General features: G+C 69.5%; 20 protein-coding genes. 18 read left to right on the plus strand and 2 right to left on the minus strand.

Annotated elements, in window-relative coordinates:
• The first annotated feature begins 191 nt into the window (after positions 1-191).
• From arc to prcA, 6 genes are all read left to right on the plus strand, one after another.
• Positions 192-1,958 carry a proteasome ATPase gene (gene arc / locus ACZ4AA_RS18800; protein WP_401333786.1) on the plus strand — a complete coding sequence of 589 codons (1,767 nt, stop codon included), beginning with the start codon at positions 192-194 and terminating at the stop codon, positions 1,956-1,958.
• Between the two features lie 233 nt (positions 1,959-2,191).
• Positions 2,192-3,703 carry a depupylase/deamidase Dop gene (gene dop, locus ACZ4AA_RS18805; RefSeq protein WP_467602823.1) on the plus strand — a complete coding sequence of 504 codons (1,512 nt, stop codon included), beginning with the start codon at positions 2,192-2,194 and terminating at the stop codon, positions 3,701-3,703.
• A gap of 156 nt (positions 3,704-3,859) precedes the next feature.
• Entirely contained in the window at positions 3,860-4,078 is a 219-nt protein-coding gene (locus ACZ4AA_RS18810) for a ubiquitin-like protein Pup (protein WP_467602825.1), read from the plus strand.
• 121 nt (positions 4,079-4,199) lie between these two features.
• Positions 4,200-4,712, plus strand: coding sequence for an endonuclease VII domain-containing protein (locus tag ACZ4AA_RS18815; protein WP_467602827.1), 513 nt, complete (start codon positions 4,200-4,202; stop codon positions 4,710-4,712).
• Positions 4,664-5,509 carry a proteasome subunit beta gene (gene prcB, locus ACZ4AA_RS18820; protein ID WP_467602829.1) on the plus strand — a complete coding sequence of 282 codons (846 nt, stop codon included), beginning with the start codon at positions 4,664-4,666 and terminating at the stop codon, positions 5,507-5,509. The genes ACZ4AA_RS18815 and prcB overlap by 49 nt, the downstream gene beginning before the upstream one ends.
• Before the next feature lie 57 nt (positions 5,510-5,566).
• On the plus strand, positions 5,567-6,310 hold the full coding sequence (gene prcA, locus ACZ4AA_RS18825; protein WP_339128322.1) for a proteasome subunit alpha: 744 nt from the start codon (positions 5,567-5,569) through the stop codon (positions 6,308-6,310).
• A gap of 123 nt (positions 6,311-6,433) precedes the next feature.
• Here prcA and ACZ4AA_RS18830 read toward each other — a convergent pair whose 3' ends face one another.
• Positions 6,434-7,447 carry a LacI family DNA-binding transcriptional regulator gene (locus ACZ4AA_RS18830; RefSeq protein ID WP_467602832.1) on the minus strand — a complete coding sequence of 338 codons (1,014 nt, stop codon included), beginning with the start codon at positions 7,445-7,447 and terminating at the stop codon, positions 6,434-6,436.
• A 107-nt stretch (positions 7,448-7,554) separates the two neighbouring features.
• On the opposite strand from ACZ4AA_RS18830, the gene ACZ4AA_RS18835 reads away from it, so the two are divergent.
• The 12 genes from ACZ4AA_RS18835 to ACZ4AA_RS18890 all read left to right on the plus strand — a co-directional run bounded on the left by ACZ4AA_RS18835 (position 7,555) and on the right by ACZ4AA_RS18890 (position 19,832).
• Entirely contained in the window at positions 7,555-8,814 is a 1,260-nt protein-coding gene (locus ACZ4AA_RS18835; RefSeq protein ID WP_467602834.1) for an MFS transporter, read from the plus strand.
• Positions 8,815-8,823: 9 nt separating this feature from the next.
• The gene (gene pafA, locus ACZ4AA_RS18840; RefSeq protein WP_037628436.1) at positions 8,824-10,185 is read left to right on the plus strand and encodes a Pup--protein ligase; all 1,362 of its coding nucleotides are present in this window, start codon (positions 8,824-8,826) and stop codon (positions 10,183-10,185) included.
• 128 nt (positions 10,186-10,313) lie between these two features.
• A complete protein-coding gene (locus ACZ4AA_RS18845; protein ID WP_467602837.1) occupies positions 10,314-11,321 on the plus strand; it encodes an FKBP-type peptidyl-prolyl cis-trans isomerase in 1,008 nt (335 codons plus the stop codon).
• A 61-nt stretch (positions 11,322-11,382) separates the two neighbouring features.
• Positions 11,383-11,754 (plus strand): FKBP-type peptidyl-prolyl cis-trans isomerase, encoded by a 372-nt coding sequence (locus ACZ4AA_RS18850; RefSeq protein WP_467602839.1) that lies wholly within the window; start codon positions 11,383-11,385, stop codon positions 11,752-11,754.
• A gap of 133 nt (positions 11,755-11,887) precedes the next feature.
• The gene (locus tag ACZ4AA_RS18855; RefSeq protein WP_467602842.1) at positions 11,888-12,841 is read left to right on the plus strand and encodes a helix-turn-helix transcriptional regulator; all 954 of its coding nucleotides are present in this window, start codon (positions 11,888-11,890) and stop codon (positions 12,839-12,841) included.
• A 16-nt stretch (positions 12,842-12,857) separates the two neighbouring features.
• Complete coding sequence (locus tag ACZ4AA_RS18860) at positions 12,858-13,883, plus strand: helix-turn-helix transcriptional regulator (RefSeq protein WP_467602844.1); 1,026 nt, start codon at positions 12,858-12,860, stop codon at positions 13,881-13,883.
• Between the two features lie 11 nt (positions 13,884-13,894).
• On the plus strand, positions 13,895-14,287 hold the full coding sequence (locus ACZ4AA_RS18865; protein WP_467602847.1) for a hypothetical protein: 393 nt from the start codon (positions 13,895-13,897) through the stop codon (positions 14,285-14,287).
• Positions 14,288-14,297: 10 nt separating this feature from the next.
• Positions 14,298-14,492, plus strand: a complete 195-nt coding sequence (locus tag ACZ4AA_RS18870) for a hypothetical protein (protein ID WP_467602849.1) — start codon at positions 14,298-14,300, stop codon at positions 14,490-14,492.
• Positions 14,493-14,727: 235 nt separating this feature from the next.
• Complete coding sequence (gene tatA, locus ACZ4AA_RS18875; RefSeq protein WP_467602852.1) at positions 14,728-15,015, plus strand: Sec-independent protein translocase subunit TatA; 288 nt, start codon at positions 14,728-14,730, stop codon at positions 15,013-15,015.
• A gap of 47 nt (positions 15,016-15,062) precedes the next feature.
• Positions 15,063-16,010, plus strand: a complete 948-nt coding sequence (gene tatC, locus ACZ4AA_RS18880; RefSeq protein ID WP_467602855.1) for a twin-arginine translocase subunit TatC — start codon at positions 15,063-15,065, stop codon at positions 16,008-16,010.
• Positions 16,011-16,039: 29 nt separating this feature from the next.
• Positions 16,040-16,930: a diacylglycerol kinase gene (locus ACZ4AA_RS18885; protein ID WP_467602857.1), complete on the plus strand. Its 891-nt coding sequence runs from the start codon at positions 16,040-16,042 to the stop codon at positions 16,928-16,930.
• Positions 16,931-16,970: 40 nt separating this feature from the next.
• Entirely contained in the window at positions 16,971-19,832 is a 2,862-nt protein-coding gene (locus ACZ4AA_RS18890; protein WP_467602859.1) for a DEAD/DEAH box helicase, read from the plus strand.
• A 74-nt stretch (positions 19,833-19,906) separates the two neighbouring features.
• Here the strand turns inward: ACZ4AA_RS18890 and atzF are convergent, their stop codons facing one another.
• On the minus strand, positions 19,907-21,559 hold the full coding sequence (gene atzF / locus ACZ4AA_RS18895; RefSeq protein ID WP_467602862.1) for an allophanate hydrolase: 1,653 nt from the start codon (positions 21,557-21,559) through the stop codon (positions 19,907-19,909).
• Positions 21,560-21,620: the final 61 nt, after the last annotated feature.

Below are 21,620 nucleotides of genomic sequence, written 5' to 3' on the forward strand. Positions count from 1 at the left end.
GTGTTGAACACTTCGACCCTACCTCCGCCCGCTTCCCAATCATGTTCGGTGGGTATTCCCCTGGCGTGAGGGAGAGCGCAAGGGTGAAGATCGGACACACCCCGACAGTCTTTGTGATCTAGGGGTTTCAATCGACACCCACCCAGGTAGGGTCTGGAAGCGTCCAGCTCCCCTTGGAGGAGGTGAGGACCGTGGCAGCCCACGACGACGACATGAACCGCGGCATCCGCCCGGGAAGAGGGTCCGATGACCCCGCCGGGCAGATTGCCTACCTTGAGCAGGAGATCGCCGTCCTGCGACGCAAGCTCGCCGACTCTCCGCGACACACGAGGATTCTCGAAGAGCGGATCGTCGAGTTGCAGACCAACCTGGCAGGCGTGTCCGCACAGAACGAACGACTGGCGAACACGCTCCGTGAGGCCCGCGACCAGATCGTGGCCCTCAAGGAGGAGGTCGACCGGCTCGCACAGCCGCCGGCCGGCTTCGGAGTCTTCCTCACGGCGAACGAGGACGGCACCGCCGACATCTTCACCGGGGGCCGCAAGCTCCGGGTGAACGTCAGCCCCAGCGTCGAGCTCGACGAGCTCAGGCGCGGCCAGGAAGTGATGCTCAACGAAGCTCTCAACGTGGTCGAGGCCATGGAGTACGAGAGCGTCGGTGACATCGTCACCCTCAAGGAGATCCTGGAGGACGGCGAGCGCGCCCTCGTGCAGGGGCACACCGACGAGGAACGGGTGGTCCGGCTCGCCGAGCCGCTCCTGGACGTCAACATCCGTCCCGGGGACGCCCTGCTCCTCGAACCCCGTTCCGGCTATGTCTACGAGATCGTTCCCAAGAGCGAGGTCGAGGAACTCGTCCTCGAAGAGGTCCCGGACATCGGCTACGAGCAGATCGGCGGTCTGGGCGGCCAGATCGAGATGATCCGCGACGCCGTCGAGCTCCCGTACCTCTATCCCGACCTCTTCAAGGAACACGAACTGCGGCCCCCCAAGGGTGTCCTGCTCTACGGGCCCCCCGGATGCGGTAAGACGCTCATCGCCAAGGCCGTGGCCAACTCACTGGCCAAGAAGGTCGCCGAAGTGACCGGCCAGGCCACTGGCAAGAGCTTCTTCCTCAACATCAAGGGCCCCGAGCTCCTGAACAAGTACGTCGGCGAGACCGAACGGCAGATCCGCCTCGTCTTCCAGCGTGCCCGGGAGAAGGCCAGCGAGGGCACCCCCGTCATCGTCTTCTTCGACGAGATGGAATCCCTCTTCCGCACCCGGGGATCCGGCGTCAGCTCGGACGTGGAGAACACCATCGTCCCCCAGCTGCTCGCCGAGATCGACGGTGTCGAAGGCCTCCAGAACGTGGTCGTCATCGGAGCCTCCAACCGCGAGGACATGATCGACCCCGCCATCCTGAGGCCCGGCCGGCTCGACGTGAAGATCAAGATCGAACGCCCGGACGCCGAAGCGGCCAAGGACATCTTCCAGAAGTACCTCACCGAACGCCTCCCCCTGCACCCCGAGGACGTCGGAGAGCACGGCGGCGACAGGGCGGCCACCGTCCACGGCATGATCCAGACCGCCGTGGAACAGATGTACGCCGAATCCGAGGAGAACCGCTTCCTGGAGGTCACCTACGCCAACGGTGACAAGGAAGTCCTCTACTTCAAGGACTTCAATTCCGGCGCCATGATCGAGAACATCGTGGGCCGCGCCAAGAAGATGGCCATCAAGGACTTCCTGGAACACAGTCAGAAGGGCCTCCGGGTCTCCCATCTCCTCCAGGCATGCGTGGACGAGTTCAAGGAGAACGAGGACCTGCCGAACACCACCAACCCCGACGACTGGGCCAGGATCTCCGGAAAGAAGGGCGAACGGATCGTATACATCCGAACGCTCATCACCGGAAAGCAGGGCGCGGACACCGGACGCTCCATCGACACGGTGGCCAACACCGGTCAGTACCTGTAAAAGACAGGGCGGCTGCGGGTCCCCTTCACGGGTATCCGCAGCCGCCTGCTTTTCCGGTCACCGCCGGACCAAGCAATGACGCAAATGATCTCCCCACCAGCGCAGTGGCGTTCTAGGCTCTTTCGTACCGCCGAGTCGCGCAGTGCGGGGACGGGCACCGCACACGCACCGGAGCGCCAGCGGTACTTGAGCAGCGCCCCCGACCGAGGGCGCCGCCGGGCAAGGAGGGCCGCATGACCGTACGGCGAGTAATGGGCATCGAGACGGAGTACGGGATCTCCGTCCCCGGTCACCCCAACGCCAATGCCATGCTCACCTCGTCCCAGATCGTCAACGCCTACGCGGCGGCGATGCACCGGGCGCGCCGCGCCCGCTGGGACTTCGAGGAGGAGAACCCGCTGCGGGACGCGCGAGGCTTCGACCTCGCCCGGGAGACCGCCGACGCCAGCCAGCTCACCGACGAGGACATCGGCCTCGCCAATGTCATCCTCACCAACGGGGCACGGCTGTACGTCGACCACGCACACCCGGAATACAGCTCCCCCGAAGTCACCAACCCCCGCGACGCCGTCCTGTGGGACAAGGCCGGCGAACGCATCATGGCCGAGGCCGCGGAACGCGCCGCCCAGCTCCCCGGCGCCCAGCCGATCCACCTCTACAAGAACAACACCGACAACAAGGGCGCCTCCTACGGCACGCACGAGAACTACCTGATGAAGCGGGAGACCCCCTTCTCGGACATCGTGCGCCACCTCACGCCGTTCTTCGTCTCACGCCAGGTCGTCACCGGAGCGGGCCGCGTCGGCATCGGCCAGGACGGGCACGAGCACGGCTTCCAGCTCAGCCAGCGCGCCGACTACTTCGAGGTCGAGGTCGGCCTGGAGACCACCCTCAAGCGCCCCATCATCAACACCCGCGACGAACCCCACGCCGACGCCGAGAAGTACCGCCGGCTCCACGTGATCATCGGGGACGCCAACCTCTCCGAGATCTCGACCTACCTCAAGCTCGGCACGACCGCCCTGGTCCTCTCCATGATCGAGGACGGCTTCATCGCCGTCGACCTGGCCGTCGACCAGCCCGTACGCACCCTCCATCAGGTCTCCCACGACCCGACCCTCAAGCGCCTCGTCACGCTCCGCAGCGGGCGCACCCTCACCGCGGTGCAGTTGCAGATGGAGTACTTCGAGCTCTCGCGCAAGTACGTGGAGGAGCGCTTCGGGGCGGACGCCGACGAACAGACCAAGGACGTCCTGCTGCGCTGGGAGGACACTCTGAACCGGCTGGAGCACGACCCGATGAGCCTCTCCGGAGAACTCGACTGGGTCGCCAAGCGGGAGCTCATGGAGGGCTACCGGCGCCGGGACGGCCTCGACTGGGACGCGGCCCGGCTGCACCTGGTCGACCTCCAGTACGCCGACGTGCGCGCCGAGAAGGGCCTCTACAACCGGCTGGCCGCCCGGGGCAGGATGAAGCGCCTGCTGGACGAGAACGAGGTCGAGCGGGCCCGTACGACCCCGCCGGAGGACACCCGTGCCTACTTCCGCGGGCGCTGCCTGGAGCAGTACGCGGACGACGTGGCGGCGGCCTCCTGGGACTCGGTGATCTTCGATCTGCCGGGCCGGGACTCGCTCCAGCGCGTCCCAACCCTGGAGCCCCTTCGCGGAACGCGTAATCACGTCAAGGAGCTCCTGGACCGCTGCCGGACGGCGGAGGACCTGGTCAGGGTTCTTTCGGGCAATTGAACTTCCCCCCGGACGGCACACGCCGGACAGGGTGGAATACCCGGCGTTACGGGAATCATCGAGGTGGTCCCCGTACGTTGTGGCAACTGCGGGGCCGATGTCGGACCCTGCTTGTAGGGTCTGATCAAGAACGTCGAACCGAGCGGGGTGAGGGTTATGGCGACCAAGGACACCGGCGGCGGACAGCAGAAGGCGACGCGTTCCACCGAGGAGGTCGAGGAACAGTCGCAGGACGCGCAGACGACCGACGACCTCAAGGAACGCCAGGAGAAGCTGAGCGACGATGTCGACTCGGTTCTTGACGAAATTGACGATGTACTCGAGGAAAATGCCGAGGACTTCGTGCGCTCCTTCGTTCAGAAGGGCGGCGAGTGATTTCACCTTTGATTCGAAGGTGAGGTCGGGGGCTCCCTGAGTGAACGAAGAGCTGGAGTTGCGTCGCTGCTCACGGTGCCGGCAGGGCTTGCCGAGAGTGGCGTTCGCAAGCAACAAGTCCATGCCCGACGGTCTCCAGGCGTACTGCCGGGAGTGCTCTGCTGAGAACTACCAGCAGCGCCAGGAGGCCAAGGGTAAGAAGGTGCGCGAGAAGGTCTCTGTCTCGCTGGGGCGCAAGCGGTGTCCGCAGTGCAGCGAGGTCAAGCCTCATTCCGACTGGGAGCGGAACAACTCCACGTCGGACGGCTGGGCGAGCTACTGCCGACCATGTCGTGCGCAGCGCAACGAGGTCAGCCGTCTCAAGCGGAAGTACGGCCTCACCGTGGCCGAACGTGACGAGTTGATCGCCTCCCAGGGTGGCGTCCGCTGTATCTGTCTGTCGGCGCCGGCCACACAGGTGGATCACTGCCACAAGACGGGTAGTGTCCGAGGCGTACTGTGCTTCAACTGCAATTCAGGCCTCGGTCTGTTGAGGGACGACCCCGAAGCTGCATACCGAGCTGCCGACTACCTGGAAGGAAACGCGTGGAAGCCAACACTCGTAGCACCGGGCGTCTACCGGCTGCCTTCCTGACGCCCGGGTCGTCGTCCTTCATGGACTTCCTGTCCGAGCATCAGCCGGAGATGCTCCCGGGCAAGCGGCAACTGCCGCCCGTCCAGGGCGTGATCGAGGCCCCGCACGGGACGACGATCGTCGCCGTCACGTTCCCCGGCGGAGTCGTCCTCGCCGGTGACCGGCGGGCCACGATGGGGAACGTCATCGCCCAGCGCGACATCGAGAAGGTGTTCCCGGCCGACGAGTACTCGGCGGTGGGCATCGCCGGCACGGCGGGTCTGGCCGTGGAGATGGTGAAGCTGTTCCAGCTGGAGCTGGAGCACTTCGAGAAGGTGGAGGGCGCCCAGCTCTCCCTGGAGGGCAAGGCGAACCGCCTGTCCACGATGATCCGTTCCAACCTCGGCATGGCCATGCAGGGCCTCGCCGTGGTCCCCCTCTTCGCGGGCTACGACGTGGACCGCGGCAAGGGCCGCATCTTCTCCTACGACGTCACCGGCGGCCGCTCCGAGGAGCACGGCTACGCGTCCACGGGCTCCGGCTCGATCTTCGCTCGCGGTGCCATGAAGAAGCTCTACAGCAACGATCTGACGGAGGACCAGGCCACCACGCTGGTGATCCAGGCCCTCTACGACGCGGCCGACGACGACTCGGCGACCGGTGGTCCCGATGTCGCGCGCCGGATCTACCCGATCGTCACCGTGATCACCGAGAGCGGCTTCCGCCGGCTCACGGACGAGGAGTCCTCCGAGATCGCGCGCGTGATCCTGGAGAGGCGACTCCAGCAGCCCGACGGCCCGCGCGCCGCGCTGCTCTGAGACCGGTCCCTTCTCCCAGGTGATCCAGTGACTTCGACAGAAAGGGACGGATAGCCGGTGTCGACGCCGTTCTATGTCTCACCCCAGCAGGCGATGGCCGACCGGGCGGAGTACGCCCGCAAGGGCATCGCCCGTGGCCGCAGCCTGGTCGTGCTCCAGTACGCCGACGGCATCGTGTTCGTCGGCGAGAACCCGTCCCGCGCGCTGCACAAGTTCAGCGAGATCTACGACCGGATCGGCTTCGCGGCCGCCGGCAAGTACAACGAGTACGAGAACCTGCGGATCGGCGGTGTGCGGTACGCCGACCTGCGCGGCTACACGTACGACCGTGACGATGTGACCGCCCGTGGTCTGGCGAACGTGTACGCGCAGACGCTGGGCACGATCTTCTCCTCGGCGGCGGAGAAGCCGTACGAGGTGGAGCTGGTGGTCGCCGAGGTCGGCGAGACGCCGGACGGGGACCAGATCTACCGGCTGCCTCACGACGGTTCGATCGTGGACGAGCACGGTTCGGTCGCCGTCGGTGGCAACGCCGAGCAGATCAGCACCTATCTGGACACGCAGCACCGGGACGGCATGTCGCTGGCCGAGGCGCTGAAGCTGGCCGTCCAGTCGCTGTCCCGGGAGCCGAACGGCGGTGAGCGGGAGATTCCGGCGGAGCGTCTCGAAGTGGCGGTGCTGGACCGGACGCGGCCGCAGAAGCGGAAGTTCAAGCGGATCACGGGCCGTCAGCTGTCCCGGCTGCTGGAGGTCGGGGGAGCGGAGACCGCCACGGAGGCGGAGGACGCCGACGACGAGTGAGTCGTCGGTCGGACGGCGTATTCGTTCGGCTGGTGCTCGTAGGGAAGGGGCCGCTCCGGTGCAGACCGGTGCGGTCCCTTCCGTATGCGCGCCAGGGGCGGGAGTCGGGCCCGGGGGCTGCTTCTAGGGGCCAGGAGGGGCCGTGGAGCCGCGTACGACCAGATCGACGGGGATGTCTTCCTGGGGTGGCGTGCGGCCGTCCAGGACGGCGAGGAGGGCCTGCATGCCCTGTTCGCCGAAGCGTTCGGCGTCGAGGCGGATCGTGGTGAGTTCGGGGTCGAGCGCGCGGGCGAGGGCGAGGTCGTCGAGTCCGGTGATGGAGATGTCGTCGGGGATGCGCAGGCCGAGGCGGCGGGCGGCCTTGTAGGCGCCGGCGGCGAGTTTGTCGTCGTCGCAGATGACGGCGGTGGGGCGGGGGCCGGGGGCGGAGAGTGCCGTCTGGGCGGCGGCGAGGGCGTCCTCGAAGGAGATGGGCGCCCGTGCGACGCGCAGGCTGGTGCCGGGGACCTCGACCAGGCAGGAGGCGATCTCGCGTCCGCGGACCTCGAAGGTCCAGGAGGGGATGTCGGCGGCGAGGTGGAGGAAGCGGCGGTGGCCCAGGCCCAGGAGGTGGTCGGTGACCTGGCGCACGCCGTCGGGGATGTCGAGGTTGACGGTGGCGGCGCCCTGGCTGCCGGCGGGGTCGCTGTCGAGCATGACGAGGGGGAGCTGGTCGCCGCGGATGGCGGTGAGGGCGTCGGCGGCCATGGAGGAGGCGATGACGCCGTCGAGGGCCGCCTGGGCGGAGCCGAAGGGGTCGCGGGCGGGGCCGATGCCTTCGGGGGAGGGGTAGAGGACGACTCCGAAGCCGTGCTCGGCGGCGACGCGGGCCGCGCCGGTGTAGACGCCGGCGAAGAACTCGGTGGTGAGCGCGGGGACGACCAGCAGGACGGTGCGGGTGTGGCCGAGGCGGAGGTTGCGGGCGGCCAGGTTGGGGCGGTAGCCGAGTTCCTGGGCGGCGTCGCGGACACGTTCGGCGGTGGCGGCGGAGACGCGGCCGCGCCATTTGTCGCCGAGCACGAGGGAGACGGCGGCCTGGGAGACCCCGGCGGCCTCGGCGACGTCCCGGCTGGTGGGGCGCGTGCTACCTCTTGCCACCGTGGGCCTGCTCCTTCGTCTGGACTCGCGGTCAGCGCACATGGTACGTATTGAGGAAGACGTTATACGTAACACTTCGACGTCACGCGCTACCGGAAGGGCAGGCCATGGCTGCGGGATACCTGGAGATCCTGAGGGCGAGGCACGCCACCCGGCTCCTCGCCGGGACACTGGTGGGGCGGCTGCCGAACGCCACCGCGGCCATCGCCGTCGTGCTGTTCGTGCGGGCCGAGGGCGGCACGTACAGCCTGGCGGGCGCGCTCGCGGCCGTGTACGGGGTGGCCAACGCGGTCGGGCAGCCGCTGCTCGGCCGGCTCGTGGACCTGTACGGCCAGCCCCGGGTGCAGTTGCCCGCGGCGGTCGTCTCGGCACTCGGCATGGTCGTCTTCGCGCTGGCCGGTACGGATCCGGTGGCGCTCGGCTGCGCCGCGATGGCGGTGGCCGGACTGTTCACGCCTCCCCTGGAGGGCGGGCTGCGGGCGCTGTGGCCCTCGGTGCTGCGCGAGGAGGAGCAGGTGCACACCGCGTACGCGATGGACGCGGTGGCGCAGGAAGTCATGTTCACCGTGGGGCCGTTGTTCGTGACGCTGTGCGTGTCGCTGTGGTCCGCGCAGGCCGCCCTGCTGATCCTGAGCGTCATCGGTGTCCTGGGCGCCCTGTCCGTGGTCCTCTCGGAGCCCTCGCGCGCGTGGCGTTCGGCGCCGCGCGAGGCGCACTGGCTGGGTGCGCTGCGCTCGCCGGGGTTGCTGGCCCTGCTCGGGGCCTTCCTGTTCATCGGGATCGCGCTCGGTTCGATCACGGTCGCGGCGATGTCGTACGCCGACGCGCACGGTGGGGACGCGGTGTACGGCTGGCTGATGGCGGGCATCGGGCTCGGCGCGCTGTCGGGCGGTGTGGTCTACGGCGCGCGCCGCTGGGGCGGGGCGCCGGAGCGGCGACTGCGGGTGCTGGTGGGCCTTCTGGCGGTGTGTTACGTCCCGCTGATGCTGGTGCCCGGTCCGGTGGCCATGACCGCTCTGGCGACGCTCGCCGGAGTGTTCCTCGCGCCGAGCATCGCGTGTGCCTTCGTGCTGGTGGACCGGCACGCTCCGGCCGGTACGGTCACCGAGGCCTTCTCCTGGCTCGTGACGACGTTCACCGTGGGTGCCTCGGTGGGAACGGGCCTCGCGGGGCCGGTGGTCGAGTGGGGCGGTGCGGCTCGGGGGTTCGCCGTTCCGGGGGTCGCGGGTGCCGCCGCTCTGGTGGTTCTGCTGGCCACGGGCAGGGTCCTCGCGGCCGCCGGGAAGGGCGGGGTTGTTGCGGCGTCATCGGAAAATGATCCAAACCGAGCCGTCGAACCCCGTTTCAGCTCAGGGGATCGGGCGTAATGTTCAGTCATGGACCGCCGCATTTTCGGGCTGGAGAACGAGTACGGCGTCACGTGTACGTTCAGGGGACAGCGCCGGCTGTCTCCCGACGAGGTGGCGCGGTACCTCTTCCGCCGTGTCGTGTCATGGGGCCGCAGCAGCAATGTCTTTCTGCGGAACGGTGCCCGCCTTTATCTCGACGTGGGATCACATCCGGAATACGCGACACCCGAGTGTGACAACGTGACGGAGCTCGTCACCCACGACAAGGCCGGCGAGCGCATTCTCGAAGGTCTCCTGGTGGACGCAGAACGACGCCTGCACGAGGAAGGAATCGCGGGCGACGTCTATCTGTTCAAGAACAACACCGACTCGGCCGGAAACTCCTACGGATGCCACGAGAACTATCTGGTGGCCCGGCACGGGGAGTTCTCGCGGCTCGCGGACATCCTCATTCCGTTCCTCGTCACGAGGCAGTTGCTGTGCGGTGCGGGCAAGGTGCTCCAGACGCCGCGCGGTGCCGTGTACTGCGTCAGCCAGCGGGCCGAGCACATCTGGGAGGGTGTCAGCTCCGCGACGACGCGGTCCCGGCCCATCATCAACACGCGTGACGAGCCGCACGCGGACGCCGAGCGCTATCGCCGGCTGCATGTCATCGTCGGCGACTCGAACATGTCCGAGACGACGATGCTCCTCAAGGTCGGTGCCACGGATCTCGTGCTGCGCATGATCGAGGCGGGCACGGTCATGCGGGACCTCACCCTGGAGAACCCCATTCGGGCGATCCGTGAGGTCAGCCATGACATCACGGGCCGGCGCAAGGTGCGTCTGGCCAGCGGTCGTGAGGCCTCCGCGCTCGAGGTGCAGCGTGAGTACTTCGAGAAGGCCGTGGACTTCTGTGAGCGCCGCGGTATCCGTACGGGGACGGTCGAACAGGTTCTCGAACTGTGGGGCCGCACGCTCGACGCGATCGAGGCCGAGGACCTCGACCGGATCGGCACGGAGATCGACTGGGTCATGAAGTACCAGCTCATCGAGCGGTATCGGGCGAAGCACAACATGACCATGTCGCATCCCAGGGTCGCGCAGATAGACCTCGCATATCACGACATCCACCGACGTCGTGGTCTTTACTACCTCCTGGAGAGGAAGGGACAAGCCGCGCGGATCTGCAACGACTTGAAGATCTTCGAGGGCAAGTCGGTGCCCCCGCAGACCACTCGGGCCCGGCTGCGCGGCGACTTCATCCGGCGGGCCCAGGAGCAGCGGCGGGACTTCACCGTCGACTGGGTCCATCTGAAGCTGAACGACCAGGCGCAGCGCACGGTGTTGTGCAAGGACCCGTTCCGTTCGGTGGACGACCGGGTGGAGAAGCTGATCGCGGGGATGTGAGCCGGCGGTTCCGGTGGTGACGCGGAACGCAACGCGGGGCGCCGTACGTTTTCCGTACGGCGCCCTTCTCACGTCGTAGAGTTGCGCGCACGCCATCCACCAAGATCGACCGATACGAGGCTCCCACCGTGCGCCGACGCTCACTCCTTCTCTCCGTACCCGCTGGACTGGTCACGCTCGCCGGATGCGGTGACGACGGCAAGTCAGACACGGCGAAGTCCAGCGACAGCCCGTCGCCCTCGGCCTCGGCCGCGGCGTCCGCGCCGCCGCCGCCGAAGATCGTCGACGGTCCGCTCCCGGCGATCACGGCCGGGACGAAGTTCGGTGAGAAGCCGACCGTGGCCAAGGGTTCGGGGGAGCCGTCGAAGGATCTGGCGGTCAGGACGGTGATCGCGGGCAACGGCAAGACGGTCGCGGAGAACGACTACATCCAGGCCAACTACCTGGGGCAGATCTGGGCCACGGCGAAGGTGTTCGACAACTCCTACGACCGGGGGACGCCGCTGGTGATCCAGCTGGCGCAGGGCGGCATCATCGACGGCTGGCGCTACGGCCTGACCGGCAAGAAGGCCGGCAGCCGGGTCGAGATGTCGGTTCCCCCGACCTGGGGCTACGGCTCGTCGGGCAACGCGCAGGCGGGCATCAAGGGCACCGACACGCTGGTGTTCGTGGTGGACATCGAGGACACGTTCAACTCGAAGAGCTCCGCCAAGGGCAAGGACGTCGCGCAGAAGGACTCCGCGCTGCCGACGGTCGGCACGAACACGGACGGTTCGGCTCCCAAGATCACGGTGCCGAAGAAGACCGCTCCCACGAAGCTCGTGGCGAACTACGTGATCGAGGGCGACGGTCCCGAGGTCACGGCGGACAGCACGGTCCTGGTGCAGTACGAGGGTGTGCTGTGGGACGGCGGCAAGGAGTTCGACTCGACGTACAAGCGGGGTCAGCTGGCCTCGTTCGGGCTCCAGCAGGTCGTCAAGGGCTGGGCGCAGGGGCTGACGGGCAAGAAGGTCGGCAGCCGTGTGCTGATCGTGATTCCGCCGGCGCTCGGCTACGCGGACAAGCCGCCGGCCGGCAGCGGTATCAAGAAGGACTCCACGCTGGTCTTCTCGGTCGACATCCTGGCGAAGATGTAAATCCCTCCGGGGATGCGAGACTGTCCGTGTTGTCCTTACGTACACAAGCAGGAGCAAAGACGTGAGCATCGAGAAGCCCGAGATCGATTTTCCCGAGGGCCAGCCGCCGGCGGACCTTGAGATCAAGGACATCTGGGAGGGCGACGGCCCCGAGGCCAAGTCGGGTCAGAACGTCACGGTGCACTATGTGGGTGTGGCGTTCAGCACGGGTGAGGAGTTCGACGCGAGCTGGAACCGGGGGGATGCGTTCCGCTTCCCGCTCGGCGGCGGCCGTGTCATCAAGGGCTGGGACAAGGGTGTGCAGGGCATGAAGGTCGGCGGCCGTCGCCAGCTGACCATCCCCGCCCACCTCGCCTACGGCGACCAGAGCCCGACCCCGGCGATCAAGCCGGGCGAGACCCTGATCTTCGTGGTCGACCTGATCGCCGTCTGATCAGCACGGACCGGATCCGGCCTGGATCCGATCATCCGAGGCCCATGCCCGTCCGGGCATGGGCCCTCGGCTTTTGCCGCGACACTCCGGAGCGGTACGGTCATCGGTCGGAAGCACCATAGGAAGGGCGTCGATGGCCATTGCCAAGGCCGAGCGGCTGATGAACCTCGCACTGTGTCTGCTCGGGACGCGGCGGCCGCTCAGCAAGCGGGAACTCCGCGAGTCCATCGAGGCCTATCTGGAAGCCGGATCGGACGACAGCTTCAACCGGATGTTCGAGCGCGACAAGGACGATCTGCGCGAACTCGGCCTGGTCATCGAGACGGTGGAGAACCTCGACGGCGAGGTCGGCTATCTGGCCCGCCGCGACAGCAACCGGCTGCCGCCGATCACCCTCGACGCCGAGGAGGCCGCCGCCCTCGGTCTGGCCGCCAAGGTCTGGCAGCAGGCCCGTCTGGCAGGCGCGGCGAGCGGCGCGCTCCAGAAGCTGCGCGCCGCGGGGCTGCCCGAGGACGTGGACCCGTACGGCTCCCACGGTGCCCTCGAACCCCACATCCCCGTCCACGAGGCCGCCTTCGAGCCCCTGATGCTCGCCTGCCGCGACCGTCGCCCGGTCGTCTTCGACTACCGCAAGGCGAACGCCGCGCAGCCCGGCACCCGGCACGTCGAGCCCTGGGCCCTGGAGTGCTGGCGCGGGCACTGGTACCTCGCGGGCTGGGACCGCGACCGCGCGGCCGAGCGGGTCTTCAGGCTCTCCCGGATCACCGGCAAGGTCCGCGCGCGTGCGGGCCGTTACACCGCCGAGGTCCCCGACGTCGTCACCGTGCGCGAGACGGTGGCCGGCTGGGCAGGGGAGATCACCGACCGTTCGGCGCTGATCCGGCTGCGTTCCGGCGCGGGCTACCCGCTGCGCGCCAAGGCCGTCTCCGTGCGGGAACTGGGCGAGGGCTGGGACGAGTTGGAGATTCCGTACGGGCACGGTCTGGACGCCCTGCTCGTGGAGTTCGGGCCGGACGTCGTGGTCGTGGAACCCGCCGAACTGCGGGCCGATGTGATCGACCGGCTGCGTTCCGTGGCCAAGGGCTGAGGGGAAAAGTAAGAAAGTGGCAGGAAAACCGGCCAGGCCCACGAACGCGATCGACCAGACCCGGCGGATGCTCTCCCTGGTGACGTATCTGCGCGAGCGTCCCGGCGCGCGCGTGAGCGATGTCGCCCGTGCCTTCGGGATCACCGAGGACGAGCTGATCTCCGACCTCGACGTGCTGCCGCTGTGCGGCACCAGTTTCCGCGGCGGGGATCTCCTCGACATCGACACGGACGGCGACCGGATCTGGTGGCACAACCCGGACGACGTCGCCGAACCGCTGCGGATCGCCGCGGACGAGGCGACCGCGCTGCTGGTGGCCGCCCGCGCGGTGTCCACCCTGCCCGGTCTGCGCGAGGGCGACCGGCAGGCGCTGCTGCGGGCCACCGCCAAGGTGGAGGCCGCCTCGGGCGAGGCGGCGGGCGCCAGCTCCCGGCTGTCGGTGACCTTCGAGTCCGAGGGCGGGGTCTTCGCCGACGTGGACCGGGCGATCTCGGAGCGGCGGCGGCTGTGGATCCGCTACTACTCGCCCTCGCGGGACGAGCTCAGCGAGCGCGAGATCGACCCGATCCGCCTGGTCAGTGTGGGTCACACGTATGTGGAGGCCTGGTGCCGCCGCTCGGAGGCGCGCCGTACCTTCCGGCTCGACCGGGTCGCCGAGATCCGCATTCTCGACGAGCCGTCCGCGCCGCCCGAGATCGAGCTGCGGGATCTGTCCGAGGGGCTCGTGCAGCCCGCGGCCGAGGACCCGGAGGTGGTCGTCGAGGTCGGTCCCGGCGGGCGCTGGGTCGCCGAGTACTACCCGCACGACAGCGCGGTTGAGCTGCCGGACGGCGGGCTGCGTATCACCTTGCGGACACCCGATCCCGCCTCGCTGCGGCGGCTGGCCCTGCGTCTCGGCGGTGACGGCCGGATCGTCTCGCCGCAAGGTCTCGCGGACAGCGCCCGCGCCGCGGCCCGTGAGGCGCTCGCCGCCTATGACGGGCCCGAGGGGCTCGCGGAGGTCCTGGACAGGCCGTACGAGAGGCGGGAGCAAGGGCTTTGAGGACGCCGTCGATGCCGGGTGCGCAGGGAAGGCCGGGTGCCCCGGACAAGCCGGGTGCGGTGCGGCGGGCGGGGGTGCCCGGACGGACCGCGGCGCCCTCGGGCACGCCGGGACGGGCCGCCTCGGCCGCGGGCGGCCCGGAGATGTCGGTCGGGACCGCCTTCGCCGGGATGCGCCGCGTCGTCGAGGTGATCTTCAAGGCCGCCTGCCCCGACTGCCGGGCCGGTTTCGAGCTCACCCCGGGCGCCCTGCGCCTGGCCATCGGGGCCAGCAGCCGCACCACGTTCTACTCGTTCACCTGCCCCGCGTGCGGCTCCGCCGTCCGCAAGCCGGCCGGAGAGCGCATCGTCGAACTTCTCACCGGGGGCGGGGTCCGCACGCTGCGGCTGCACTCCACCCTCTAGGGTCGTCGTCATGTTCTGGCCGATGTTTGCGATCGCCGCGGGTTTCCTCGGAATTTCGGTTCTGGGCGTTCTCGCCGTGCGTGTCTTCCTGGAAGCGGGGCGTCTGGGCCGCCAGGTGGCCGATTCCGCGCTCCGTATCAGTGCCGCCTCCGAGGACCTGGAGAAGGCCGCGGTCCGGGCCGCGCGCTCCGTGGACACGGTGTGAGCCGTCCGTGATGCGCGATGCGTCACGTCGGCCTGTCGACTTCATGCCGGGGCCAGGTACGCTCAGGGGCGCGGCCCGGAGAATGAGGCGCGGGCCGCGAACTGGGAGTACGCACAGGGATTGCCCCGCGTTCACCCCTGAGCGTTACGATCGCTGACACTACGACGCTCGGACACATGTCCGACCGATCGGCCAGCACCCCGACCATGCAGCCTCGGTGAGAAGGTAAAGACTTATGTTCGGAAGGCTCGGAGCTCCCGAGATCATTCTCATCCTCGTCGTCATCATCCTGCTGTTCGGCGCGAAGAAGCTTCCGGACATGGCGCGCTCCCTCGGCAAGTCCGCCCGGATCCTCAAGAGCGAGGCGAAGGCGATGAAGGAGGAGGGCAGCGGCAGCACCCAGGCCCCCGCCCCGGCCACCGGCGACGAGCAGCCCCCCGCGCAGCGCACCATCCAGGCCGCTCCCGGCGACGTGACCAGCTCGCGCCCGGTCAACGAGCCCACGGACACGACCCAGCGCTGACGCAGGGCCGGAGACACCCGGCCCGCCGCATGAGATGAGGACGTGGGTTGCTCAAGTCTGCCCGCAACACGGAGAAGGACCCCGAGGGGCGCATGCCCCTCGCGGACCATCTTCGCGAGCTCCGCAACCGGCTCGCGAAGGCGGTGCTGGCGATCGTCATCGTGACCATCGTCGCCGCCTTCTACTACAACGACATCATCAACTTCTTCACCAAACCGGTCCTGGACTCCGTCGGATGCCCGGAGACCTTCGCCGAACTGGCGAAGCAGCCCAAGAACCATCAGTGCGCGCAGATCACCATCAACGGTCTGCTCGCGCCGTTCACCCTGGCGCTGAAGGTCTCCCTGATGGCGGGCGTCGTGATCGCCTCGCCGGTCTGGCTCTACCAGCTCTGGGCGTTCGTCGCCCCGGGTCTGCACAGGACCGAGAAGAAGTACGCGTACGCGTTCGTCGGCACGGGCGTCCCGCTGTTCTTCGGCGGCGCCTTCTTCGCCTACAAGGTGCTCCCCACCACGGCGAAGGTCCTGCTCACGTTCACCCCGCACGGCGTCAGCAACCTGCTGCCGCTGGACGACCTGCTCGACCTGGTCACGCGCATGGTGGTGGTCTTCGGTCTCTCCTTCGAGCTGCCGCTGCTGCTGGTGATGCTCAACCTCACGGGCATCCTCACCGGCAAGCGCATGCTCGGCTGGTGGCGGGGCATGATCGTCGGCATCACGGTGTTCGCGGCCGTCGCCACGCCCAGCACCGATCCGCTGACCATGCTGGCGCTGGCCGGACCGATCTGGATCCTGTACTTCGGCGCGGTCGTCTTCTCGCTCTACAACGACCGGCGCAAGCGTCGGCGTGACGAGTCGGGACTCGCCGACGACGAGGCGTCCGACCTCGACCTCACTCCCGAGGAGATCGGTGACGTCGAGAACGTGGGTGCCGGCCGGGTCCTTCCGGAGCAGGCCACCACGGACCGGGTCAACGGTTATGACGACGTGACCTGACGGAGCCCGGGACCTCGTAGGGTCACCCTGTGACCAGCGAGATCACCCTCATCGTCAACCCCACCGCGGGCCGCGGCCGGGGCGCCCGAGCGGCGCTGCCGGCCGCTTCCGCTCTGCGCGCCGCGGGCTTCTCCGTCGAGACCGTCCAGGGCGAGGACGCGGCGGACGCCCTCGCACGGGCGCGCGGCGCGGTCGCCGGCGGTACCGGCGCCCTCGTCGCGGTCGGCGGGGACGGCATGGCGAACCTGGCTCTCCAGGCCGTCGCCGGGACCCGTACGCCCTTCGGACTGGTCGCGGCCGGGACCGGCAACGACTTCGCGCGGGCCCTCGGCCTGCCCGTGGGCGACCCCGCGGCCGCGGGCCGCATGATCGCCGAGGCGCTGAGGGGCGAGCGGCTGCGCGAGGTCGACCTGGGCCGGGTGAACGGCACCTGGTTCGGCACCGTCCTCGCCTCCGGGTTCGACTCCCGGGTCAACGACCGCGGCAACCGCATGCGCCTGCCCGTCGGCCGCTTCAAGTACGACGTCGCCATGGTCGCCGAACTGGCCGCGTTCAAGCCCGTCCCGTACCGCATCACGCTGGACGACGGCGAGATCCGGGACATCGAGGCGACGCTGGTGGCCGTCGGCAACGGATCGTCGTACGGCGGCGGCATGAGGATATGTCCCGGCGCCAGCCTCGGTGACGGACTGTTCGACATCACGGTGGTCGGGGAGTGCTCCCGCGCGACGCTGCTCAAGATCTTCCCCCGGGTCTACCGGGGCACGCACGTCGGTCATCCCGTGGTGAGCGTGCACCGGGCGGCCCGGGTCGAGCTCCTCGCCGAGGGCGTCACCGGGTACGCGGACGGCGAGCCGCTCGGCCCGTTGCCGCTCACCGCGGAGTGCGTTCGGGCAGCCGTGCGCGTCGCACTTCCCTGAGCTGCGGGGATCCGGGGTTTCACAGGTCCCGATCCGGATAATGATCGTCCTTGTGTCAGTGCCTCCCGGTAGTCTCGAAAGCACGATGACAGAGGATCTCTCACCGGCCGAGCGGTACGCGGCAGCACGCAGGCGCGCTGCCGAGCAGGCCACCGCGCTCGCGCCCTTCCGCGAGATGTACGACTTCGGCCTCGACCCCTTCCAGATCGAGGCCTGTCGGGCGCTCGAGGCGGGCAAGGGTGTGCTGGTGGCCGCGCCCACCGGTTCGGGCAAGACGATCGTCGGCGAGTTCGCCGTCCACCTCGCCCTCCAGCAGGGCAAGAAGTGCTTCTACACCACGCCGATCAAGGCGCTCTCCAACCAGAAGTACGCCGACCTGTGCCGCCGTTACGGCGCGGACAAGGTCGGTCTGCTCACCGGCGACAACAGCGTCAACTCCGAGGCCCCGGTGGTCGTCATGACCACCGAGGTCCTGCGGAACATGCTGTACGCGGGCTCGCAGACCCTCCTCGGACTCGGCTATGTGGTGATGGACGAGGTGCACTACCTCTCCGACCGCTTCCGCGGCGCCGTCTGGGAGGAAGTGATCATCCATCTCCCCGAGTCGGTGACCCTGGTGTCACTGTCGGCGACCGTGTCGAACGCGGAGGAGTTCGGCGACTGGCTGGACACCGTGCGCGGCGACACCCAGGTGATCGTCTCCGAGCACCGGCCCGTCCCGCTGTTCCAGCACGTGCTCGCCGGACGGCGGATGTACGACCTCTTCGAGGAGGGCGAGGGCCAGCGCAGGGCCGTCAACCCCGACCTCACGCGCATGGCGCGCATGGAGGCGAGCCGGCCCTCGTACCAGGACCGCAGACGGGGCCGCGCGATGCGCGAGGCCGACCGGGAGCGTGAGCGCAGACAGCGCTCGCGGATCTGGACGCCCGGCCGGCCCGAGGTCATCGAGCGGCTGGACGCCGAGGGGCTGCTGCCCGCCATCACGTTCATCTTCAGCCGCGCGGCCTGCGAGGCCGCCGTCCAGCAGTGCCTGTACGCCGGGCTGCGGCTGAACGACGACGCGGCGCGCGCCCGGGTGCGGGAACTCGTCGAGGAGCGCACCGCCTCCATCCCGGACGAGGACCTGCACGTCCTCGGCTACTTCGAGTGGCTGGAGGGCCTGGAGCGCGGGATCGCGGCCCACCACGCGGGCATGCTGCCCACCTTCAAGGAGGTCGTCGAGGAGCTCTTCGTCCGCGGCCTCGTCAAGGCCGTCTTCGCCACGGAGACCCTCGCGCTCGGCATCAACATGCCGGCGCGTTCGGTGGTGCTGGAGAAGCTCGTCAAGTGGAACGGCGAGCAGCACGCCGACATCACGCCCGGCGAGTACACCCAGCTGACCGGCCGGGCCGGCCGCCGGGGCATCGACGTCGAGGGTCACGCGGTCGTGCTGTGGCAGCGCGGCTTCAGCCCCGAGCACCTCGCGGGACTCGCGGGCACCCGCACCTATCCGCTGCGCTCCAGCTTCAAGCCCTCGTACAACATGGCGGTGAACCTGGTCGAGCAGTTCGGCCGGCACCGCTCGCGCGAGCTCCTTGAGACCTCGTTCGCGCAGTTCCAGGCCGACAAGTCGGTCGTCGGGATCTCGCGTCAGGTCCAGCGCAACGAGGAGGGCCTCGAGGGCTACAAGGAGTCGATGACCTGCCATCTCGGGGACTTCGACGCGTACATGGGGCTGCGCCGCGAACTGAAGGACCGCGAGACCGAGTTGGCCCGGCAGGGGATGTCGGAACGCCGTGCCGAGGCGGCCGTCGCCCTGGAGAGGCTGAAGCCGGGTGACGTGATCCATGTGCCGACCGGCAAGTACGCAGGACTCGCGCTGGTCCTGGACCCCGGGCTGCCGGCCGGCCGTTCGAACGGCCACCGCGGCTTCGAGCAGCACGACGGGCCGCGCCCGTTGGTGCTGACCGCGGAGCGCCAGGTGAAGCGGCTGGCCTCGATGGACTTCCCGGTGCCGGTCGAGGCGCTCGACCGGATGCGGATCCCCAAGTCCTTCAACCCGCGTTCCCCGCAGTCCCGTCGGGACCTGGCCTCCGCCCTGCGCACCAAGGCCGGGCACATCGTGCCGGACCGGCACCGCAAGCGCCGTGCCGAGGCGGCCGACGACCGGGAGATCGCCCGGCTGCGCACGGAGATCCGCGCACACCCCTGCCACGGCTGCAACGACCGCGAGGACCACGCCCGTTGGGCCGAGCGCTACCACCGGCTCAAGCGGGACACCTCGCAGCTCGAGCACCGGATCGAGGGCCGGACGAACACCATCGCCCGTACCTTCGACCGGATCGTGGCCCTGCTGACCGAGCTGGACTATCTGCGGGCCGACGAGGTCACCGAGCACGGCAAGCGGCTCGCCCGCCTGTACGGCGAACTCGACCTGCTGGCCAGCGAATGTCTGCGGGCCGGTGTCTGGGACGGCCTCTCCCCGGCCGAACTGGCCGCCTGTGTCTCGGCGTTGGTCTACGAGTCCCGGGTCGCCGACGACGCGATGGCGCCGAAGGTGCCGTCGGGCAAGGCCAAGGCCGCGCTCGGCGAGATGGTGCGCATCTGGGGCCGGCTGGACGCGCTGGAGGAGGACTTCCGGATCAGCCAGACGGAGGGCGTGGGCCAGCGCGAGCCGGACCTCGGCTTCGCCTGGGCCGCCCACGAGTGGGCCTCGGGCAAGGGCCTGGACGAGGTGCTGCGCGAGGCCGAGATGCCCGCCGGTGACTTCGTGCGCTGGTGCAAGCAGGTCATCGACGTCCTCGGCCAGATCGCGGCCGCCGCACCGGTCTCGGGCGGTGAGAAGTCCACGGTCGCGAAGAACGCCCGCAAGGCGGTCGACGCCCTGCTGCGCGGAGTGGTGGCCTACTCGTCGGTGGGCTGAGGCCCATGACAGGTTGACCGACCGTGGCCCGGCCCTCGCGGAGCCGGGCCGTCGCACCACCGGCCGCACCTGTTTCAGCGGCTGAGGTACGCGCGCCAGCCGCCGTACGACGTGATGTCGGGCGCCCCGGCCGCCGCGCCCGGCTCGCACAGGAAGCCGGGCACGTGCGATCCGTCGGCGAGTTGGACGCTGCCCAGGGACATAGGGCGGGGGAGTGCCGCCAGCAGGCGTCCGAGGCCGTCCGCCGGCAGGTTCCACACCTCGGCCTCGATCGCCGAGCCGCCCGCGCCGGCATGGACGAGGCCCGGCTTGGGCGGGCTGGTGGCCAGGGCGTGCAGGCGGTAGACGGCGGCGGTGGTGGTGGTCCGTTCGAGGCGGGCGCCAAGCGAGAGCAGCTGGGGGTTGAGCGGCTGGCCCGACAGATGCGCCCCGACCACGGCGAGGCGGGTTTCGGGCTCCAGGGAACGGGCGATCCGGGCGAGTCGTTCGTCGGTGAACGCCGGTCCGATCAGCATCACGCCGAAGGGAAGCCCCGCCGGGGTCCGCCCGGCCGGTACGGCGACGGCGGCCAGGTCGAAGAGATTCGTGGAGTTGGTGAAGCGGCCGAGCCGGGCGTTGGCGCCCAGCGGATCGGCGGCGACCTGGGCGAGCGTGGGATGACCGGGCGTGGTGGGCAGGAACAGCGCGTCGGCGTCCGCCAGTTCGGCCAGCGCCCGGACGCGCAGACAGGCCAGCCGCTCCTGGTCCACGTACAGCCGGTGGGCCGGGATGTCCCGGGCGCGGGTGATGATCCCGGCGACGACCGGGTCGAGTCCGGCACCTCCCTCCGAGGTCTGTTTGTCGACAAAGCTTCCGACCGCCGTGTAGCGCTCGGCGACGAACGCGCCCTCGTAGAGCATCGCGGCGGCCTCGGTGAACGGGGTGAGGTCGAGGGTGCGCACCTCGGCCCCCGCCGCGACGAGCCGGTCCACCGCCGCCTCGTAGGCCTCGGCCCAGCCCTCGTCCAGTTCGCCGAGCTGTGCCGTCGGCGGGACGGCCACGCGCCAGGGTCCCGGTGCTCGCTGTGCCAGGGGCGGCAGTTCGCGCGCGGAGGGGGACGCGAGGTGGGCGAGGGCCTGTTCGGCCTCCGGGAGGGTGCGGGCGAACACGGTGACGCAGTCCAGGGAGGCGCAGGCCGGGACGACGCCGGTGGCCGGCACCAGGCCGCGGGTCGGCTTGAGGCCGACGATGCCGTTGAACGCTGCGGGCACGCGGCCGGAGCCCGCGGTGTCCGTGCCGAGGGCGAGGTCGGCGATGCCGAGGGCGACGGCCACTGCCGATCCCGAGCTGGAGCCGCCGCTGATCCGTTCGGGGTCCAGGGCGTTCCTGACGGCGCCGTAGGGGGAGCGGGTGCCGACCAGGCCGGTGGCGAACTGGTCGAGGTTGGCGGTGCCGAGCACGAGGGCTCCGGCCGCGCGGAGCCGGGCGACCGCGGGGGCGTCGGCCCGCGGGGTGTACGCGTAGTCCGGGCAGCCGGCGGTGGTGGGCAGGCCGGCCACGTCGATGTTGCCCTTCACGGCCAGGAGCCGGCCGGCGAGCGGAAGACGCTCGCCGGCGGCGACCCGCTCGTCCAGGGCGCGGGCCTCGGCCTCGGCCTCGGCCCGGGGGCGCAGGCCGATCCAGATCTCGGGGCGGTCCACGGCCTCGATACGGGCGTACGCGGCGCGGACTCGGGTGAGGGCGGACATCGGACTCCTCGGGACGGAGGTCGTACGGGGGCTGGGGTGCAGGCCGTGGAGGTGGGCGGCC

It is taken from the genome of Streptomyces sp. NPDC024698 (assembly GCF_055559015.1).

Bases quoted from the DNA above. Each gene is read 5' to 3' on its own strand.
- dop (WP_467602823.1), top strand. From the start codon at position 2,192: ATGACCGTACGGCGAGTAATGGGCATCGAGACGGAGTACGGGATCTCC.
- ACZ4AA_RS18810 (WP_467602825.1), top strand. From the start codon at position 3,860: ATGGCGACCAAGGACACCGGCGGCGGACAGCAGAAGGCGACGCGTTCC.
- ACZ4AA_RS18815 (WP_467602827.1), top strand. From the start codon at position 4,200: ATGCCCGACGGTCTCCAGGCGTACTGCCGGGAGTGCTCTGCTGAGAAC.
- ACZ4AA_RS18835 (WP_467602834.1), top strand. From the start codon at position 7,555: ATGGCTGCGGGATACCTGGAGATCCTGAGGGCGAGGCACGCCACCCGG.
- pafA (WP_037628436.1), top strand. From the start codon at position 8,824: ATGGACCGCCGCATTTTCGGGCTGGAGAACGAGTACGGCGTCACGTGT.
- ACZ4AA_RS18855 (WP_467602842.1), top strand. From the start codon at position 11,888: ATGGCCATTGCCAAGGCCGAGCGGCTGATGAACCTCGCACTGTGTCTG.
- ACZ4AA_RS18865 (WP_467602847.1), top strand. From the start codon at position 13,895: ATGCCGGGTGCGCAGGGAAGGCCGGGTGCCCCGGACAAGCCGGGTGCG.
- ACZ4AA_RS18870 (WP_467602849.1), top strand. From the start codon at position 14,298: ATGTTCTGGCCGATGTTTGCGATCGCCGCGGGTTTCCTCGGAATTTCG.
- tatA (WP_467602852.1), top strand. From the start codon at position 14,728: ATGTTCGGAAGGCTCGGAGCTCCCGAGATCATTCTCATCCTCGTCGTC.
- ACZ4AA_RS18890 (WP_467602859.1), top strand. From the start codon at position 16,971: ATGATCGTCCTTGTGTCAGTGCCTCCCGGTAGTCTCGAAAGCACGATG.
- atzF (WP_467602862.1), bottom strand. From the start codon at position 21,559: ATGTCCGCCCTCACCCGAGTCCGCGCCGCGTACGCCCGTATCGAGGCC.